Annotated in this window: 18 protein-coding genes; 5 read left to right on the top strand and 13 right to left on the bottom strand. The window is 71.0% G+C overall.

The window, feature by feature from the left end:
- Window positions 1–4: 4 nt before the first annotated feature.
- Together ABH923_RS04805 and ABH923_RS04810 are read right to left on the bottom strand one after the other, a co-directional pair.
- Window positions 5–691: a 4'-phosphopantetheinyl transferase superfamily protein gene (locus ABH923_RS04805; protein ID WP_370054231.1), complete on the bottom strand. Its 687-nt coding sequence runs from the start codon at window positions 689–691 to the stop codon at window positions 5–7.
- A 66-nt stretch (window positions 692–757) separates the two neighbouring features.
- Window positions 758–1,462 (bottom strand): alpha/beta fold hydrolase, encoded by a 705-nt coding sequence (locus ABH923_RS04810; protein WP_370054232.1) that lies wholly within the window; start codon window positions 1,460–1,462, stop codon window positions 758–760.
- Between the two features lie 97 nt (window positions 1,463–1,559).
- Here ABH923_RS04810 and ABH923_RS04815 point away from each other — a divergent pair, with 97 nt between their 5' ends.
- Window positions 1,560–2,003, top strand: a complete 444-nt coding sequence (locus ABH923_RS04815; RefSeq protein WP_370054233.1) for a hypothetical protein — start codon at window positions 1,560–1,562, stop codon at window positions 2,001–2,003.
- A 75-nt stretch (window positions 2,004–2,078) separates the two neighbouring features.
- Here the strand turns inward: ABH923_RS04815 and pth are convergent, their stop codons facing one another.
- From pth to ABH923_RS04870, 11 genes are all read right to left on the bottom strand, one after another.
- On the bottom strand, window positions 2,079–2,678 hold the full coding sequence (gene pth / locus ABH923_RS04820) for an aminoacyl-tRNA hydrolase (protein ID WP_370054234.1): 600 nt from the start codon (window positions 2,676–2,678) through the stop codon (window positions 2,079–2,081).
- A gap of 9 nt (window positions 2,679–2,687) precedes the next feature.
- Window positions 2,688–3,323, bottom strand: a complete 636-nt coding sequence (locus ABH923_RS04825) for a 50S ribosomal protein L25/general stress protein Ctc (protein ID WP_370054235.1) — start codon at window positions 3,321–3,323, stop codon at window positions 2,688–2,690.
- 168 nt (window positions 3,324–3,491) lie between these two features.
- Complete coding sequence (locus tag ABH923_RS04830; RefSeq protein ID WP_370054236.1) at window positions 3,492–3,992, bottom strand: gluconokinase; 501 nt, start codon at window positions 3,990–3,992, stop codon at window positions 3,492–3,494.
- A 108-nt stretch (window positions 3,993–4,100) separates the two neighbouring features.
- On the bottom strand, window positions 4,101–5,351 hold the full coding sequence (gene manD, locus ABH923_RS04835; protein WP_370054237.1) for a D-mannonate dehydratase ManD: 1,251 nt from the start codon (window positions 5,349–5,351) through the stop codon (window positions 4,101–4,103).
- Window positions 5,348–6,691, bottom strand: a complete 1,344-nt coding sequence (locus tag ABH923_RS04840; protein WP_370054238.1) for a mannitol dehydrogenase family protein — start codon at window positions 6,689–6,691, stop codon at window positions 5,348–5,350. The genes manD and ABH923_RS04840 overlap by 4 nt, the downstream gene beginning before the upstream one ends.
- Window positions 6,688–7,551: a sugar phosphate isomerase/epimerase family protein gene (locus ABH923_RS04845; protein WP_370054239.1), complete on the bottom strand. Its 864-nt coding sequence runs from the start codon at window positions 7,549–7,551 to the stop codon at window positions 6,688–6,690. The genes ABH923_RS04840 and ABH923_RS04845 overlap by 4 nt, the downstream gene beginning before the upstream one ends.
- A complete protein-coding gene (locus ABH923_RS04850) occupies window positions 7,548–8,678 on the bottom strand; it encodes a Gfo/Idh/MocA family protein (RefSeq protein WP_370054240.1) in 1,131 nt (376 codons plus the stop codon). Before ABH923_RS04850 ends, ABH923_RS04845 begins: the two co-directional genes overlap by 4 nt.
- On the bottom strand, window positions 8,675–9,526 hold the full coding sequence (locus ABH923_RS04855) for a sugar phosphate isomerase/epimerase family protein (protein WP_370054241.1): 852 nt from the start codon (window positions 9,524–9,526) through the stop codon (window positions 8,675–8,677). The genes ABH923_RS04850 and ABH923_RS04855 overlap by 4 nt, the downstream gene beginning before the upstream one ends.
- Before the next feature lie 32 nt (window positions 9,527–9,558).
- Window positions 9,559–10,467: a carbohydrate ABC transporter permease gene (locus ABH923_RS04860; protein WP_370054242.1), complete on the bottom strand. Its 909-nt coding sequence runs from the start codon at window positions 10,465–10,467 to the stop codon at window positions 9,559–9,561.
- Window positions 10,464–11,453: a carbohydrate ABC transporter permease gene (locus ABH923_RS04865; protein ID WP_370054243.1), complete on the bottom strand. Its 990-nt coding sequence runs from the start codon at window positions 11,451–11,453 to the stop codon at window positions 10,464–10,466. Before ABH923_RS04865 ends, ABH923_RS04860 begins: the two co-directional genes overlap by 4 nt.
- Before the next feature lie 13 nt (window positions 11,454–11,466).
- Window positions 11,467–12,828, bottom strand: a complete 1,362-nt coding sequence (locus ABH923_RS04870; protein WP_370054244.1) for an ABC transporter substrate-binding protein — start codon at window positions 12,826–12,828, stop codon at window positions 11,467–11,469.
- A gap of 147 nt (window positions 12,829–12,975) precedes the next feature.
- Here ABH923_RS04870 and ABH923_RS04875 point away from each other — a divergent pair, with 147 nt between their 5' ends.
- The 4 genes from ABH923_RS04875 to ABH923_RS04890 all read left to right on the top strand — a co-directional run bounded on the left by ABH923_RS04875 (window position 12,976) and on the right by ABH923_RS04890 (window position 17,441).
- Window positions 12,976–14,031: a LacI family DNA-binding transcriptional regulator gene (locus tag ABH923_RS04875; RefSeq protein WP_370054245.1), complete on the top strand. Its 1,056-nt coding sequence runs from the start codon at window positions 12,976–12,978 to the stop codon at window positions 14,029–14,031.
- Window positions 14,028–15,443, top strand: coding sequence for a glucuronate isomerase (uxaC, locus tag ABH923_RS04880; protein WP_370054246.1), 1,416 nt, complete (start codon window positions 14,028–14,030; stop codon window positions 15,441–15,443). The genes ABH923_RS04875 and uxaC overlap by 4 nt, the downstream gene beginning before the upstream one ends.
- A gap of 78 nt (window positions 15,444–15,521) precedes the next feature.
- Window positions 15,522–16,982, top strand: coding sequence for an NADP-dependent phosphogluconate dehydrogenase (gndA, locus tag ABH923_RS04885; RefSeq protein ID WP_370054247.1), 1,461 nt, complete (start codon window positions 15,522–15,524; stop codon window positions 16,980–16,982).
- A gap of 111 nt (window positions 16,983–17,093) precedes the next feature.
- Window positions 17,094–17,441: a hypothetical protein gene (locus ABH923_RS04890; protein WP_370054248.1), complete on the top strand. Its 348-nt coding sequence runs from the start codon at window positions 17,094–17,096 to the stop codon at window positions 17,439–17,441.
- Window positions 17,442–17,511 lie beyond the last annotated feature (70 nt).

Raw genomic sequence — 17,511 nt, forward strand, 5'->3', positions numbered from 1 at the left:
GAGTCTACGCGCGGCGACCGACAGCCCGGTCGGGGACAGGGACGGGCGCGGGCACGAGCTCGGAGCGGTCGCCGAGGGTCGCCCAGCGCGCGGGTTCGACGGTCGCGGCGGCCGCGATCGCGCCGGTAACGGACCGGGTGCTCAACAGGAGGCCGGCGTGCGAGGGGCGCAGCGCCTCCGGAGCCGCGAGGACCTCCAGCGCGGCGAACGCGTCCAGCCGCGCGACCCCCGCTTTCACGCAGGCCTCCTTGGCGGTCCACGCCAGCCGGAAGGCCCGCGCGGGGTCCGCCGCCGCACCCACGAAAGAGCGCTCGGCGGGCGTGAGTGCGTCGGCGAGATTCACCTCGCCCTCCACCTCGACGTCCACGCCGAGGCGGGACCACGACGTCCCGGCGGCCACCCGGCCGGCGGCGTGCGACCAGCTCACGTGGCGGCCGGCCACCGGGAGCGGGAGGCCGTGCTCGCCGCCGCAGACCTCGCAGCGCTGCCGCAGGTCCGCGGGCGAAACCTCCCCGGCGCCGGCGGCACGGAGCACGTGCGCGGCGAGCAGGCGGGCGGCGGTGAAGTCGTCCCGGTCTGCCGGCGACCGCAGCCTCCGCAGCCGGGCCTCCGCGGCCATCCCGAGCGGCGCGTGCGGGAGGACGGCCAGGACGTGCCGCGTCGACGCGACGACGACCGTGCTCTGCTCCATCCGCTCAGGCTAGCCGCGTCAGATACAGACCGCGTCAGGTCCAGACCGCGTCAGATACAGACCGCGTCAGATCCAGCCCTCGAGGGCCTCCATGAACCCGTCGTGGTCGTCGCGGTTGATGACGTGGCCGCTCCCCCGCACCACGCGCACGTCGAAGCCGGTGTCGCGCAGGCGCTCGGCGATGTGCGGCTTCACCAGGTGGGAGTTGTCGGCCAGCATCACCAGCGACGGCACCGCCATGTGCTCGGGGGCGCGCATGACGTGCGGCACGAGCACGGCCGGGATGGCGGCGCGGTCGAACGACTTGAACGTCTCGACCTCGATCGCGACGTCCGCCGGGTCCCAACGCGGGTTGCGCTTGGCGATGCGCGCGGCGGACTGCCGGGCGAGCGTCTTCAGGAAGGCCGGCGCCAGCATGAGCTGGAACCAGTTGGCGGCCGGGCAGGAGAAGGCGGGGTCGACGTAGACGGCGCGGTCCGGGTGCAGCCGGTCGATCGCGAGGCTCACGGTCAGACCGCCGAGCGAGTGGCCCATGACCAGCTCGGGCGCGTACGGGACGGTGTCGACGATGTCCTGCGCCATCAGTTCGGGGGTGTACTCCTCGGTGCGCGGGCTGTGACCGTGACCGCGGAGGTCGACGGCGACCACGTGGTAGCCGCGCTCGGCGAGCACAGGGCCGACCCGACGCCAATTGCGCGAGTCCGACATGACGCCGTGGACGAGGACCGCGTAACGGTCTCCTCCGCCCCACTCGCGCGTATACAACTTCATGGTCTGCGACGGTACCGTGTCGCCCTGGGCCGACGCCCCACGTCAGCTACGCTCTGGCTGAACGTCCGGCGTGAGTCGCCGGAGAGGGGGACGATTGATGAGCTTTCAACCGCAGCCGGTCTACGGGCCGCCGGGCTACTACGCCGCGCCGCCCGCGCCACCCCGGCGGCGCACACTCGGCGCCGTCTCGATGGGCATCGCGCTCGGTGTGTTCCTGCTGTCCGTGGTCGCCTCGGCGTACATCGGCACGAGCGCGGGGCCGCTAATGCACCGCACGTCGAGCTCCTCCTTCACCGTCGACTCGTCGCAGCTCTCGCAGGCGCAGCTGGCGGCGTTCGCGCCGGTCGCGATCCTGATGGGCGCACAGATGATCTTCGGCACGGTGCTCGGCATCCTCGCGCTGGTGCTCGGGATCATCGCGGTCGCGACCAAGCGCGGTCGCGCGTTCGGCGTCGTCGGGATCGCCGTCGCCGCCGCGGCCCCGGTCCTGTCGTTCATCGTCTACACCGTCACGCTGGCCGCGACCGCCCCGCACGCCTAGCGCCGAAGGGCACGTAAACGCCCTAAAACCGCGTTTTAGGGGCGTTTACGTGCCCCTCCGCGGATGGATAGGCGCTCAGCGCTCGGTGTGGAACTGGTTCTGCGCCGCGGTGAGGCCGTCGGTGGCGATCTTCTCGATCGCGTCGGCGGCGTCGCCCACGAGGATCGGGAGATTCTTGCGCTCCTCCGCGCTGAAACCGGCGAGCACGTGGTCCGCAGCAGCACGGGAGCCGGGCGGGCGGCCGACGCCGACGCGCACCCGGGTGAAGTCGCCGGTGCCGGTCGCCGCGATCACGTCGCGCACGCCGTTGTGGCCGCCGTGGCCGCCGCCGAATTTCAGCTTCAGGGTGTCGAACGGGATGTCCAGCTCGTCCTGCACCACGATCAGGTGCGCGGGGTCGAGCGAGTAGAACCGCAGGAGCTGCGACACCGGGCCTCCGGACACGTTCATGAACGTGTTCGGCTTGGCCAGGATGAACCGCGGCCCGCCGGGGGCGAGACGCCCCTCGGCGACCGTGGAGTTCGTCTTGTGGGTCTTGAAGGTGAGACGGCCGCGCGACGCGAGCTCGTCCAGCACCATCTGCCCCACGTTGTGACGCGTGGCCGCGTAGCCGGGCCCGGGGTTACCGAGCCCGACCACGAGCCAGGGGCCCTCTGAAGAGAGAGGACTGGCCATCGGAGGTGATTACTCCGCGGACTCTTCGGCGGCGGCCTCCTCGGCAGCCTCCTCGGCGGCCTCGGCAGCAGCGGCCTCTTCCGCCTCCTCGTCGGCGCGCGAGGCGGCCGGGACGACGACGTTGAGGATGAGCAGGTCCTCGTCCTCGGCGAGCACGGCGCCCGTCGGGAGGGCGAAGTCCTTGGCGTGGTACTGGGTGCCCTCCTCGGCGTCGGTCACGTCGATGACGATGCGCTCGGGGATGTGGGTGGCCTCGACCTCGAGCTTGATGGTCGGGATGTCGAGCACCGCGATGGTGCCGGAGAACGGCTCGCCCTCGACGTGCACGGGGACCTCGACGACGACCTTCTCGCCGCGGCGGACGATGATGAGGTCGAGGTGCTCGATGATCTGGAGCACCGGGTCCTTCTGGACGTCCTTCACCAGGGTGAGCTGGCTCGTGCCGTCGATGTCGAGGTCGAGGATCGCGTTGGCCTTGCGCAGCAGCAGGCCGACCTGGTGGGCCGGGACGGTGACGTGCACCGGGTCGGTGCCGTGGCCGTAGATGACCGCGGGGATCAGGCCCTTCGCGCGGATCTTGCGGGCAGCGCCCTTGCCGAAGCTGTCGCGGATCTCCGCGACGACCTTGTTGGACTCGTCAGCCATGATGTCTCCTCGCCGGCGGGGCCGGCTGTCTGGGCGAGCCGGAGGGCTCGCAGTATGGGGGGTGTCGACTCGAGCGCATCGAGGTGCGCGAGGAAAGACTGCGAAGCCTGCTCCACCGCGTCGATAACGGATGCCTGACGCATCCCTCGCCGAAGTTCAGTTCCCAGTCTACCCGACGGCCGAGCGCACGTCGTCCACGATCGCGGTCACGACCTCCTCCGGAGGTTCGGCGACGTCGAGCCGCACGCCGTCCTCCCCGTGCTGGAGCGGCTCCAGCGTCGCGAGCTGCGAGTCGAGCAGGGAGGCCGGCATGAAGTGGCCCGGCCGGATCATCCGCTCGGCGAGCAGGGCGCGGTCGCCGTCCAGCTCGGCGAAGAACGTGCCGGGAGCCTCCGAGCGGATCAGATCGCGGTACGAGCGCTTCAGCGCCGAGCACGCGACGACCATCCCGGCCGGACCGGCGTCCGCGAGCGTGCGCCCGACCGCGCGCAACCAGGGCTCGCGGTCGTCGTCGGTCAGCGGGACGCCCTGGCTCATCTTGGCGACGTTCGCGGGCGGGTGGAGGTCGTCGCCGTCCACGAACCCTGCGCCGAGCGCGTCGGCGACCAGCTTCCCGACCGTCGACTTGCCCGACCCGGACACGCCCATCACCACGACCCTGACGCTCACGCGCACTCCTTCTGCTCCCTGCGATTCTCCCCCAGCCATCCGTTCCGGAGTTGTGTACGCGACACGCCGGTGTTCAGCGTGCACAACTCCGGAATCGATTGCTGGCTGCTACCAGTCGTGCATGGAGCCGTCGAGGAGACGGTTGACGGGGAGGTAGGCGGCTTCGTAGGGGAAGGACTGCGCGACGAGGTCGTCGTAGTCGACGCCGATGCCGGGCTGGTCGCCGGGCTTCAGCATGCCCTCCTCGAAGGTGTACGTGGTCCGGAACACCTCGTGGGTCGCCGGGCTGTGCTTCATGTACTCCTGGATGCCGAAGTTCGGGATCGCGATACCCAGGTGGATGGCAGCGGCCAGGCCGACCGGGGACACGTCGGTGGGGCCGTGCACACCGGACTTGATCTGGTAGACCGACGCATAGTCGAAGATCCGCCGCAGCCCGGTGATGCCGCCGGCGTGGGTGACGGGCGAGCGCACGTAGTCGATCAACTGTTCCTCGAACAGCTCCCGGTAGTCCCAGATCGTGTTGAACACCTCACCGATCGCCAGCGGCGTCGTCGTGTGTTCACGCACCCGGCGCAGCACGGCCTGGTTCTCGGCCGGGGTCACGTCCTCCAGCCAGAACAGGTCGTACGGCTCCAGCGACTTCCCCAGCTTCGCCGCCTGGATCGGCGTCAGCCGGTGGTGGGCGTCGTGCAGCAGCGGCAGCTCCGGGCCGAACTCGTTGCGCACCGCCTCGAACACGGTCGGCGCATGCCGGAGGTACGCGCGGGTGTCCCAGGACTCCTCCACCGGCACCGCGTTACGGCGCGCCGGCTCGTAGTCGTAGCGCGCGTCCGAGCCGCTCCCGGCTCCGGCGGCGGCGTTCTTGCTCGACGCGACGCCGTACACCGACGGCAGCCCGGGGATGCCGGTCTGCACCCGCACGGCGCGGTAGCCCTCCTCCAGGTGCTCGTTGATCGAGTCGAAGAGCTCGGGCAGCTCGGCGCCGGACGCGTGACCGTAGACCAGGAGGCCGTCGCGGCTGCGCCCGCCGAGGAGCTGGTACAGCGGGAGACCGGCGACCTTGGCCTTGATGTCCCACAGCGCGGTGTCCACGGCGGCGATGGAGGCCATCGTGACCGGGCCGCGCCGCCAGTAGGCGCCGCGGTAGAGGTACTGCCAGGTGTCCTCGATCCGGTGCGCGTCCCGGCCGATCAGCAGCGGGACCACGTGCTCGCTCAGATAGGCGGCGACCGCGAGCTCGCGCCCGTTCAGCGTCGCATCGCCCAGACCGGTGTGACCGTCCTCGGTCGTGATCCGCAGGGTCACGAAGTTGCGGCCCGGGCTGGAGACCAGGACCTCGGCTGCGGTGATTCTCATGCGTGTGCTCCTTGGGGCGTGGTGGGTTCGGCCGCCGCGATACGGTCGGCGAGCGGTTCGATCAGATCGGTGAGATCGGGGGCGAGCGCGGCCAGCACGGCGGCGGCGCGGTCGTGAGGCGTGTGCGCGTCGCGCAGGGCGGACACCACGGCGTCGGCGCCCGGGTCGCGGACGTCCGAGCCGGCCAGGTGCCTGCTCCAGGCCGCAAGGACGCCGAGCTGCGCGGCGCCCGGTTCTCGTCCGGAGGCCCGGCGGGCGCGCAGCGGGTCGAGGATGCGCGGGCCGAGCTTCTGCGAGCCGTCCGACGCGATCTGCGCCAGGCGGTGCTCGATGCGCGCGTTGCCGAAGCGCGAGCGCAGCGCGGCCAGCGCGTCGTCGACGGTGGCGGCGTCGAAGGGCAGCTCGGTGCGCTGCTCGCTCCAGAGCAGCTCCAATTCGGCGGAGAGCGCCGGGTCGGCGACCGCTTCGGCGACCGTGCGGAGGCCGGCGGCGAGGCCGTGATAGGCCAGCAGCGAGTGCCCGGCGTTCAGGAGCCAGAGCTTGCGGCGCTCGTACGGGGCGATGTCGTCCACGAACTGCGCACCGGCGGCCTCCCAGTCTGGCCGGCCCGCGGGGAAGTCGCCCGCGATCACCCACTCCGCGAACGGCTCGGTGACCACCGGCGCGGCGTCCGCCAGGCCGGTGAGCCGCAGGGCGGCCTCCCGGTCGGAGTCGGTGGTGGCCGGCGTGATGCGATCGACCATCGAGGAGACGAAGGAGACCTCGCTGCGGATCCAGGCGTCCAGGTCGGAGCCCGGCTCGGCGAGGGCGAGCACGGCGTCGCGGATCACGGCGCCGTTGTCCGGGAGGTTGTCGCAGCTCACGACGGCGATGCCGCCCGCGCCCGCCTCGAATCGCGCGCGCAGGCCGTCGAGCACCCGCGCGGGTGCGGTCGAACCCGGGCGGTAGCCGGCCTCTGTCACGGTGAGCGTCAGCACGCCGACCGCAGGGTCGGCGAGGACGCGCCGCCACGCCGCCGTGTCGGCGCCGTCGTGGACGCTGCTGAGCGCCTCCACGACGGTCGCGGCGTCGCCGTCCGGGCCGCGCTCGATGAGGGTGTAGACGGCGTCCTGCGCGGCGAGCACCCGCGCAGCCACGGGGCTGCGGCCGGTGAAGGCGGCGATGCCCCAGCCCGCTCCGTCGCTGCCCGGGTCCGCGGCCTCGTTCGCACGCTGCGTGTACCAGGCCTGGTGCGCGCGGTGGAACGCGCCCAGCCCCAGGTGCGCCACCCGCACGGGGTGGCGCACCTGGCGGCCCGAGGCGATGGAGGGAGCCGCGCCCGCCGGGTGGGGCTGGGTCATGCCGGCACCGCGTCGCGCGTGCGCGCCTCCACGTCCCGGAGGTAGGCCAGATTGCCGCGGGTGCGCTCCTCGAGCGGAACCGCGGTGGAGAAGTCCTCGCAGGTCACCCACCCGTCATAGCCGAACTCGTGCAGCGCGCGGAAGTAGGCGTCCACGTCTCCCACACCCTCGCGCAGCGGCGCCCAGTCGTGCCGCCAGCGCGCCGTGCCGTCCGCCTCCGGCTCGCCCCGCAGCCACTGCACGTTCTTGACGTGCACGTGCGCGAGGTACGGGCCGAGGAGCTGGAGGGCCGAGAGAGTGCGCTCCTGGCCCTCGATCAGCAGGTTGCCGAGGTCGTGGATGACGCCGACCGCCTCCGGGTCGAGCCCGTCGAGCAGCCGGAGCGCGGCGGAGGCCGAGGGCGTGATGGTCTCGTGGTGCAGCTCCACCAGGGCCTTCACGCCGAGCGACGCGGCGACGGAGGCCGCACGCTCCATGTCGCTGCGCGCGGCGGCGAACAGCTCGCGGTAGTCGCCGAGGTCGGAGCGCGGCATGGTGACGCGCACCTGGCGCGCGCCGAGCTCGGCGGTCGCGGCGAGCATCCGGTCGACGTTCGCGTGGTCGCCGCAGCCCGCGTAGCCGCCGAGGCCGGAGAACTCCAGCCCGGCCTCCCGGGTCAGGCGGGCGATCTCGGGGAGGGACTCCTCCAGCCCGGTCAGCGGCCAAGTGGAGCGGTTGCCCGCCCAGAAGCTGGGCTCGTCGGCTGGCTGCTGGTCGACGACGCGCCACTCGATGCCGTCCCAGCCCTGCGCCGCGATGGTGCGCGCGGCCTGCTCGGGCGTCCAGTCCGGCGTTGAGGCGGTGAAGACGGAGAACTTCATGCGCGCACCCCCGTCGTGACCTCGACGTCGTCGAGCGAGCCGTCCAACACGTCGTCCAGCAGCACGGGGCGGCCGAGCGTGGCCGACAGGTACACGGCGCGGACGACCGCCAGCGAGAGGAACGCGTCCGCGACGGTGACCCCCGGCGCACGGTGCTCGCGGATGGCCTCCACGATGTCGTCGTACTGCCGGAAGTGCCCGATCACGAACTGGTCGGGGCCGCGGTCGCCGCCGCGCAGGTCGCTCGCCGGCACGAGGTCGGCGGCACGGTTGCCGTCGGTGTCCGCCGTGCCGAAGTACTCGAGCTGGTCGTCGTCGATGATCGCAGAGCCGCGGTCGCCGTGCACCTGCAGGCGCACCGACAGGCCGGGGTAGGCGGCGGTTGTGGCGTGCAGTACGGCCAGCGCGCCCGACTCGAAGCGGATCGTCGCCACAGCGATGTCCTCGACCTCCACGCGCTCGTGGGCGAGCAGGGCGGTGCGCGCGTCGATCTCGACGGGCTGCCCGAGGAACCAGACGAGCAGGTCGACGGTGTGGACGCCCTGGTTCATCACCGCTCCCCCGCCGTCGAGCTCCCAGGTGCCGCGCCACTGGCCGGAGTCGTAGTACTCCTGGCTGCGCCACCAGGCGACGGAGGCGAGTCCGCTGGTCAGGCGTCCGAAGGCTCCGGAGTGGGCGGCGCCGGCGACCACCAGGGACGCCGGGTCGAAACGGTGCTGGCTGATCACCGAGACGACCAGGCCGTCCTGCTCGGCACGGCGGGACAACGCGAGGATCTCCCGGGCGCGCGGCAGCGAGACGTCGAGCGGCTTCTCGATGACCACGTGCTTGCCTGCGGCGAGCGCCTCCTCGGCGAGCACGACATGGAGGCCGCTCGGCGTGCAGATCACGACGATGTCGATGGGCGCCCCGGCGAGCGCCGCCGACAGCGATGTGAACTCCGCGACGCGGTCCGCGCCGAAGTCGGACACGAGCTGGTCGGCGAGCGCCGTGGCGGCCGCCGGGACAGCGTCCACGAGCGCTGAGAGCCTCAGCGCGGGATGCCGGAGGATCGCGCGGGCGTGGTTGAGGCCGATGATGCCGCAGCCGACGATGGCCACGTTCAGGGTGGTGGTTTCCGTGCTCATGCGAGGGTGACTCCGATCTGGTCGGTGAGGCGGCGGAGGGCGCGGCCGGCGACGCCGAACGCCGCCGGTCCCGAGAAGCCGCCGAGGGCGTTGACGTCGGTGAGGTGGGGCTCCAGCGAGGCGAAGCCGGTGTAGCCGTCGTCGCGCAACGCGGTGAGGGTCTCCAGGAGCTGGCCGTCGCCCTCTCCTGCGGGCGTGACCTCGGAGGTCGCCGCCAGCGCATCCTTCACCTGCAGGTACTCCAGGTGCGGGCGAAGCAGCGCGTAGCCGTCGGTGAACGGTCCGGGCACGCCGACCTGGACGAAGTTGGCGCTGTCCCAGGCGAGCTTCAGCGCGGGCGACCCGACCGACTCCACGATGTCGAGGCAGCGCTCGGGGGTGTCGCCGTAGATGTCCTTCTCGTTCTCGTGCAGCAGCACCACCCCGGCGGCCTCGGCCGCGTCGGCGAGGGCCCGCATGCGCGTCAGCACAGCGTCGCGGATGTCCTCCACCGGAACACCCTCTGAGCGGTAGAAGGAGAACAGCCGGATGTACCCGGCGTCCAGGCGCTTGGCCGCGCGAATCGCGCGCCCCAGCCGCTCCACCTCGTGCTCGACGGGCAGCGCGACGTCGACCTTGCCGATCGGCGAGGCGATCGCCGAGACGCGCATCCCGCGCTCGGCGAGGATGCCCGCGAGCCGGTCGAGCTGCTCGTCGTCGAGGTCGACGATGTTGACTCCCCAGGCGCTGCGCACCTCGATGTGGTTGGCGCCCAGCGCCTGCAGGACCGCGATCTGCACCGCAGGGTCGGGGTCGATCTCGTCGCCGAAGCCGGATAGTGCCCAGGTGGGTCGGATTGTGTCAGTCACTCTCTCTCACTTCACTTCTCTCGTCTTCTTCTTCACTTAACCCCGCCAGCGGTCAGCCCGCCGACGAGGTAGCGCTGGAACACCAGATACAAGGCCACGACCGGCACCGCACAGATCAGCGACGCCGCCATCATCTGCCCGTAGAGCGGCAGGGCTCCACCCTCCTGCGCCACGGTGAACACTTGGAGCGCGACGGCCGCCGTGCGCGTGTCCGGGTTGGTCATCACCGAGGCGAACAGCACGTCGTTCCAGCCGAGCAGGAAGGCGAAGATCCCGGAGACGACCACGCCCGGCCAGCTCAGCGGCAGCACGATCCGCGTCAGGATGCGCCACGACGACGCCCCGTCGATGCGTGCGGCCTCCTCCAGCTCGCGCGGCAGCCCGCGCAGGTAGGTCACCATGACCCACGTCGAGAACGGCAGCGCGAACGTCAGGTAGGTGACGAACAGCGACCACCTCGTGCCGATGATCGGGATGCCGAGAGCGCTCGACGCCGAGGAGAACAGCACGAACACCGGCAGCAGCATGAGAGTGCCGGGGATCGACTGGAGCCCGAGCAGACTGCGCAGGAACGTCAGCCGGCCGCGGAACGCGAACCGCACCAGCACGTACGCGGTCGCGACCGCGAGGAACGCGCACACGATCGCGACGCCTCCGGCGACGATCACGCTGTTCATCAGCCCGTTGCCGAGCGCGACCGTCGACCACACCTTGACGTAGTTGTCGAGGTTGAACGAGCTCGGGAAGAACTCGCCGCTCGCGACGCCGATGTCGGAGTTCACCGACGACAGCAGCACGTACACGATGGGCAACAGCGCGACGCAGAGCAGGATGGCGATGATGACCGCCTGCAACGGACGTGGCAGCAGCCGGTAGACGTCTCCCGTGCCGCGGCGGCGCGCAGTGCGAGCAGTGGAGGCGGTGGGGGCGGAGGCGGTCATGCCGTCTTCTCCTTCCGGTCGTCGCCGGTGTCGAGCCGGACCGCTCTCAGGTAGATGAACAGCGGGATCAGGATGAGGATCAGCGAGAACACCGCCATCGCCGCGCTCAGCCCGAAGCGGAAGCTCTGGAAGCTGGTCACGTAGGTCAGCACCGGGAGGACGTTGACGTCCGCGGGAGCCGGGACTCCGAAGAGCACGAACGGCAGCGTGAACCCGTTGATGTTGTGCAGCAGGGAGATGATCAGCGCCAGCGCGATCGGCCCGCGCAGGTGCGGCAGGATGACGGAGCGCAGCTTCGCCCACCAGCCGGCGCCGTCGAGCGCGGCGGCCTCGTGGACCTCGTTCTCGACCGACTGCAGACCGGCGAGCACCAGCAGGTAGAAGAACGGCCAGGACGACCAGATCTGCACGCCGACGAGCGTCCAGTAGCTGAGCGGCCCGTTGAGCCAGAGCCCGGTGTGGATGCCGAGGTTGCCGAGGACCGTGTCCACGATCCCGTGCGGCTGCAGCATGGTGTGCCAGAAGGTGCCGACGACGAAGCCGGGCAGCACGTACGGCACCAGGAACAGCGAGCGCACCAGCGCCCGGCCCCGGAAAGCGTTCTGCGTCGCCAACGCCGCGGCGACACCGATCGGCAGGGTCACGACGGCCGCGATCACGGCGAACGAGACGCTGATCCAGATGGACTGCAGCAGCGGGGTGGAGGTGATCGCCTCGATGTAGTTCCCGAGCCCGATGAACGGCGCGGAGACCCAGTCGCGCAGCGTGTACATGTCGAGGTCGAGCGTCGAGATGACGATCGCGAACACGAACGGGACGATGATGACCAGCAGCATGAGGATGCCGCCGGGCAGCAGCATCCAGAGCGGCCGGTTGCGCTGCTGCACGGTACGGCGGCCCCGGCGGGGCGCCCCGCCCGGCCGCGGAGGGGTCGCCTCCGCGGTCGGGCGGGCGGTCGCGGCCGGGGCCGCGGTGTCGGTGGACATGAGGATCGGCCCGTTACTTCTTGGCCTTGTCCAGCGAGCCCTGGGCCGTCGACTGCGCGGTCTTCAGCAGCCCGGACAGCTCGGAGCTGCTGACCGACCCGTTCGACAGGTTCGGGATCGACTGCACCACCACGTTGGTCAGCGCGAGCTGGGTGTCGCCCCAGGCGCCCGTGAACGGCGTCGCGACGGACTTGCCGATCGCGTCGACGATCGGCGCGATGATCGGCGTGGACTTCTGCAGGTCCGCGGCGGCCTGCGCGTTCGACGGCAGGTCGCCGAGGAGCTTGAACTCCTTGGTCTGCATGTCGGCGCGGGTCACCATGTTGATGTAGGCGAAGGCCAGGTCCTGGTTCTTCGAGTAGGAGGCGACCACGAGGTTGTCACCCGAGACGATGCTCGCCGCCGGCTTGCCGTTGGACGGGTTGGCGGTCTTGCCCGGCGTCACAGTCGGCATCAGCGCGTACGCGTACTTGCCGGCGACGGCCGAGCTGTCCAGCGCCTCCATCGAGCTGGCCGACACCATCGGCAGGTAGGCGGCCTTGCCCGCCGCGAACGCCGCGACGGCCTGCGGGTTCTTCCAGCCGACCGCGGCCGGGTCGACGGCCTTCTGCTGGGTGAGCCAGCCGAAGTAGGTCTCGTAGGCCTTCTGCGTGATCGGGTCGTCGAGGCGCGCCTTGTTCGTCTTCAGGTCGAGGATGGGGTTGCCGCCCTGCTGGGACATCGCCCAGATGAACTTCCACGGGTCGTAGTTGTCGGCGTAGCCGACCGCGACGCCGTACGTGTCGCCGGTGGTGAGCTTCTTGGCCTGGCTTGCGAAGTCGTCCCAGGTAGTGGCCGGCTTGTCGATGCCGGCGGCCTTCAGGAGGTCTTTGTTGTACGCCATGACGAACGGGCGCTGCGCGAGCGGCACCGCGATCTGGTTCTTGGCGTCCGGCCCGGACATGCCGAGCGACGCGGGGACGAAGCGGTCGCGGCCGCCGACCTTGGTCCAGTCGGCGTCGGTGAGCTTGACGAACGCGCCCGTCGCGAAGGCGGTGGGCGTGAACGTGGTGCCGAGGGCGTAGACGTCGGGGCCTTGCCCGGAGACGACCGAGGTCTGGATCTTGGTGAGCTCGTCGTTGGAGCTGGCGAAGGTGTCGAAGGCCAGGTTCGCCCCGGTCTCTTTCGTGAACTGGGCCTGGAGCTCCGAGAACCACTCCTTCTGCTGCTGCGGATAGAGCCCGCTCACCCCGGTGTAGACGGTGAGCGTGCGCCCTTTCCCGTCGACGGCCGTGGAGCTGGGGTTCGATCCGGCGCCGGAGGACGAGCATCCGGTCAGTGCGAGGCCGAGAACGGCCAGGCCGGCGACCGCGCCGAGCGCGAAACGTGATCTCATACGTGACTCTCCTTTGAGGACGGTGATCTGGTGGATCGTGTCCCCCGGATGCGGTGCAGACCGGGGAACTTCCGCCGAGCCTAGGGAGTCCGGCAATCGTGCTGCAACCGATTGCCAAAAATTGCCATCGTGTGCTGTGATGGGCGCATGAGCCCTCAGCTTCGCGGGTATCCCGACGGCACGGACCGCCCGGCCACCCTCGCCGACGTGGCCGCCGCCAGCGGCGTCGCCACCTCGACCGCCTCCCGAGCCCTCGCCAATCCGGGCCGCGTCAACGCGATCACGCGCGAACGGATCGAGCGCGCGGCCCGGGAGCTGAACTACATCCCGAATTCGCAGGCCAGGGCCCTCACCAGCGGCCGGACCCGGTGCATCGCCGTGCTGGTCTCCGACGTGACCAACCCGTTCTACTTCGGCATCATCCGGGGCACGCAGCAGCAGCTCAAGGCCGCCGGCTACACGCAGCTCCTGGTCGACACTGAGGAGTCCGACGAACTCGAGGACGGGATGCTGCACAAGCTGCGCCCGTCGTTCGACGGCGCGATCCTCGCCGCCTCCCGCCTGACCGACCGGCGGCTGACGGCGCTCGCGGCCGAGGTGCCGATCGTGGCGATCAACCGGCAGACCCGCGGCGTCGCCAACGTCTTCATCGACACCCCCAACGGCGTCGAACAGGCCGTCGGGCACCTGGCGTCGCTCGGGCACAGCTCGATCGTCTACGCCTCGGGTCCGGAGACTTCGTGGTCGAACGAGCGACGGTGGCGCGCGCTCGTCCGCGCGGCCGAGCGCTACGACGTGGAGACCCTCCGGGTCGGCCCGTTCGCGCCGCGCCAGTACGCGGGGGCGGCGGCGGCCGACGCCGTCCTGCACGCCGGCGCGACGGCCTGCATCGCCTTCAACGACCTCCTGGCGATCGGGATGCTGGCCCGCTTCCGCGAGCGCGGCGTCGACGTGCCGGGCGACGTCTCGCTCGTCGGCTGCGACGACATCTTCGGAGCCGACTTCTGCAACCCGCCGCTGACCACCCTGACCGCCCCGATCGAGCAGGCCGGCCGCACCGCGGTCGCCATGCTGCTCGCCCGGCTGGACGAGAGCGCCGCCCCGGTCAGCAGGCAGGGAGCGACGCTCCCCACGCACCTCACGGTCCGGGCCTCCACTGGTCCCGCGCCCGCTTCGCACCCCTCGACGAAAGGACGCGGATGACCGCGCTCGCCCCGCACCCCGACCGGCTCTTCCCCGCCGACCCCGCCGAGCGCGACCTGGCGAGGCGGCTGCACGCGGCCGTCGCGGACGCGCCGATCTACTCCCCGCACGGCCACGTGCCGGCGGCGATGCTGGCCGACGACCAGCCCTTCCCCGACCCGGCGGCGCTGCTGATCACGCCCGACCACTACGTGACGCGGATGCTGCACGCGGTGGGTGTTCCGCTCCACGACCTCGGGCTCGCGCGCGACGGCGTGCCGTCCCCCGCCTCCGGCCGCGCGATCTGGCGCACCCTCTGCGAGCACTGGGACGCCTTCCTCGGCACCCCGGTGCGGTTCTGGTTCGAGTCGGAGTTCAGCGAGGTGTTCGGGCTCACCGAGCAGCCGTCCGCGCAGAACGCCGACGCCCTCTACGACCAGCTCACTGCCACGCTGGCGACGCCGGAGTTCCGCCCGCGCGCCCTGTTCGACCGGTTCCGGATCGCGGTGCTCGCGACGACCGACGACCCGGCCGACGACCTGGAGGCGCACGCGCGCCTCGCCGCCGACCCGACCTTCACGGGACGGGTGATACCGACCTTCCGCGCCGACCGGTACATGCATCCGGACGAGTCCGGCTGGGCCGGCCGGCTCGACCGCCTGGCCGCCCGCGCCGACGTGGACACGTCGAGCTACGCGGGGCTGCTGGAGGCGCTCCGCGTCCGCCGCGCCGCGTTCGCCGCCGCGGGCGGCACCGCCACCGACACCGGCGTGATCGACACGGGCAGCGAACCGCTGGCGGAGGCGGAGGCCGCCCGCATCCACCGCGCCGCCCTCGACGGCTCGATCACCGCCGCCGAGGCCATCGCCTATCGTCGCAACCTGCTCTACCGTCTTGCCGAGATGTCGGCGGAGGACGGCCTGGTCATGCAGCTCCACCCCGGCGTGCACCGGAACCACCACCGGCCGACGTTCGACGCGTACGGCCCCGACACCGGCCACGACCTGCCGGCGGTCACCTCCTTCACCGAGCCGCTCACGCCGATCCTGCGCGACTTCGGCACGAACCCGACCTTCCGGATCGTGCTGTTCACCGTGGACGAGACGACCTTCTCGCGCGAGATCGCGCCGCTCGCCGGCTTCTACCCATCGGTCTACGCGGGCGCGCCGTGGTGGTTCCTCGACACCCCGGCGGCGATCCTCCGCTACCGCCGCGCGATCACCGACAGCGCGGGCTTCAGCAAGACCAGCGGGTTCATCGACGACACCAGGGCGTTCTGCTCGATCCCCGCGCGGCACGACATGTCGCGCCGGGTGGACGCGTCCTTCCTGGCCTCCCTCGTCGTCACGCACCAGCTCGCCGAGGAGGACGCCTTCGCCCTGGCTCAGCGGCTGGTGGACGACATCCCGCGCACCACCTTCCGGCTGGGCTGAGAGGCTCGTCACACAACGATTCACAGCGTCGCTGGGCGGCTACGCTGGACGCAAACCATCTCAACGAAGGAGTCCTCCGTGCCCGAGAACCACGCACCGGCCAACATCGGAGTCGTCGGTCTGGCTGTGATGGGGTCGAACCTGGCCCGCAACCTCGCGTCGCGCGAGGGCAACACCGTCGCCGTCTTCAACCGGACCTACGCCCGCACCGAGGAACTGGTGGACGCCCACCCGGAGGCCGGCTTCGTCTCCTCCGAGCAGATCGACGACTTCGTCGCGTCGCTCAGCAAGCCGCGCACCGCGATCATCATGGTCCAGGCCGGCCGGGGCACGGACGCCGTGATCGACCAGCTCGTCGAGCGGTTCGAGCCGGGCGACATCATCGTCGACGGCGGCAACGCGAACTTCCACGACACCATCAAGCGCGAGAAGCGCATCGCGCCGACCGGCATCCACTTCGTCGGCGCAGGCATCTCCGGCGGCGAGGAGGGCGCCCTCAACGGCCCCTCGATCATGCCGGGGGGTTCGGCCGAGTCGTACGAGACCCTGGGCCCGATCCTCGCCTCCATCGCCGCGGTCGCCGAGGGCGAGCCGTGCGTGACCCACGTGGGCACCGACGGCGCCGGCCACTTCGTCAAAATGATACACAACGGCATCGAGTACGCCGACATGCAGCTCATCGCGGAGGCCTACGACCTCCTCCGCACGGTCGGCGGCCTGGAGCCCGCGCAGATCGCGGACGTGTTCTCCGAGTGGAACACGGGCTACCTCGAGTCGTACCTGATCGAGATCACCGCCGAGGTGCTCCGCCAGGTGGACGCCGAGACCGGCAAGCCGTTCGTGGACATCGTCCTCGACCAGGCCGGCTCGAAGGGCACCGGCGTCTGGACCGTGCAGAACGCGCTCGACCTGGGCATCCCGGTCGGCGGGATCGCGGAGGCCGTGTTCGCCCGCGCCGTGTCCTCCAAGCCCGCGCAGCGCGCCGCGGTGCAGGCGACCATCCAGTCGCGTCCCGACGTGCAGAAGGCCGCCGACGTGGCCGCGTTCGCCGACGACGTGTCGAAGGCGCTCTACGCATCGAAGGTCGTCGCGTATGCGCAGGGCTTCGACGCGATCATCGCCGGCGCCGAGAAGTACGGCTGGAACATCAACAAGGACAAGATCGCCAAGATCTGGCGCGGCGGCTGCATCATCCGCGCCCAGTTCCTCAACCGCATCGCGGACGCCTACGACGAGAACCCCGACATCGCGACCCTGCTGGAGGCGCCGTACTTCGCCGACGCCGTCCGCGAGGGCGAGGCCGCCTGGCGCCGCATCGTCGCCACCGCGGCGCTCTCCGGCGTGCCGGTGCCCGGCTTCGGCGCGGCGCTGTCGTACTACGACTCGCTCGCCTCCACCCACCTCCCGGCCGCGCTCGTGCAGGGGCAGCGCGACTTCTTCGGCGCGCACACCTACAAGCGCGTCGACAAGGAGGGCGTCTTCCACACCCTGTGGTCCGCCGACCGCAGCGAGATCGAGACCGAGGGCTCCTCGCACTAGCCCCACCGCCGAAGGGCACGTCGTTGTCGCTTTCCGCGCTCGGAAGTGACAACGACGTGCCCTTCGGTGTGTGTGTTGCGTTAGGGGGATGCGCGCTTCAGACTCGTAGACGTGACGTTTGAGGAGCATCCGGAGCTGGCGGAGTACGACCCGTCGGACCGTCCGCTGCGCGGGCGGAGGCGGACCATCGCGACGCGCGTGTTCGTGGTCGTTGCGCTCACGGCGCTGCTGCTGCCCGGGATCATGCTGACGATCAGCATCCAGACCGACACCGCGAACTACACGTGCCAGGTCTACACCCAGCACTACCAGCCGGACGCGGTGAGCTCCTCCGCCCGCTTCGAGCTGTTCGCGCCTGCCGGCCCCGGCTGGCAGTGCTACGCACTGAACACCGAGGGCGACCCGACCTTCGTCGCGCCCCTCGGCCTCATCCCCTCCGCGCCGCACTCTCTCCCCTGAACGCCGAAGGGCACGTTGTTGTCACTTTTCGGTGCGAAAAGTGACAACGACGTGCCCCTCGGGGAAGGCG

The organism is Leifsonia sp. EB41 (genome assembly GCF_041262565.1).
In the GTDB taxonomy this organism is placed as follows: domain Bacteria; phylum Actinomycetota; class Actinomycetes; order Actinomycetales; family Microbacteriaceae; genus Leifsonia.

Coding starts and splice junctions, on each gene's coding strand:
- ABH923_RS04805 (WP_370054231.1), bottom strand. CDS start 691: ATGGAGCAGAGCACGGTCGTCGTCGCGTCGACGCGGCACGTCCTGGCC.
- ABH923_RS04810 (WP_370054232.1), bottom strand. CDS start 1,462: ATGAAGTTGTATACGCGCGAGTGGGGCGGAGGAGACCGTTACGCGGTC.
- ABH923_RS04815 (WP_370054233.1), top strand. CDS start 1,560: ATGAGCTTTCAACCGCAGCCGGTCTACGGGCCGCCGGGCTACTACGCC.
- pth (WP_370054234.1), bottom strand. CDS start 2,678: ATGGCCAGTCCTCTCTCTTCAGAGGGCCCCTGGCTCGTGGTCGGGCTC.
- ABH923_RS04825 (WP_370054235.1), bottom strand. CDS start 3,323: ATGGCTGACGAGTCCAACAAGGTCGTCGCGGAGATCCGCGACAGCTTC.
- manD (WP_370054237.1), bottom strand. CDS start 5,351: ATGAGAATCACCGCAGCCGAGGTCCTGGTCTCCAGCCCGGGCCGCAAC.
- ABH923_RS04840 (WP_370054238.1), bottom strand. CDS start 6,691: ATGACCCAGCCCCACCCGGCGGGCGCGGCTCCCTCCATCGCCTCGGGC.
- ABH923_RS04845 (WP_370054239.1), bottom strand. CDS start 7,551: ATGAAGTTCTCCGTCTTCACCGCCTCAACGCCGGACTGGACGCCCGAG.
- ABH923_RS04850 (WP_370054240.1), bottom strand. CDS start 8,678: ATGAGCACGGAAACCACCACCCTGAACGTGGCCATCGTCGGCTGCGGC.
- ABH923_RS04860 (WP_370054242.1), bottom strand. CDS start 10,467: ATGACCGCCTCCGCCCCCACCGCCTCCACTGCTCGCACTGCGCGCCGC.
- ABH923_RS04865 (WP_370054243.1), bottom strand. CDS start 11,453: ATGTCCACCGACACCGCGGCCCCGGCCGCGACCGCCCGCCCGACCGCG.
- ABH923_RS04870 (WP_370054244.1), bottom strand. CDS start 12,828: ATGAGATCACGTTTCGCGCTCGGCGCGGTCGCCGGCCTGGCCGTTCTC.
- ABH923_RS04875 (WP_370054245.1), top strand. CDS start 12,976: ATGAGCCCTCAGCTTCGCGGGTATCCCGACGGCACGGACCGCCCGGCC.
- uxaC (WP_370054246.1), top strand. CDS start 14,028: ATGACCGCGCTCGCCCCGCACCCCGACCGGCTCTTCCCCGCCGACCCC.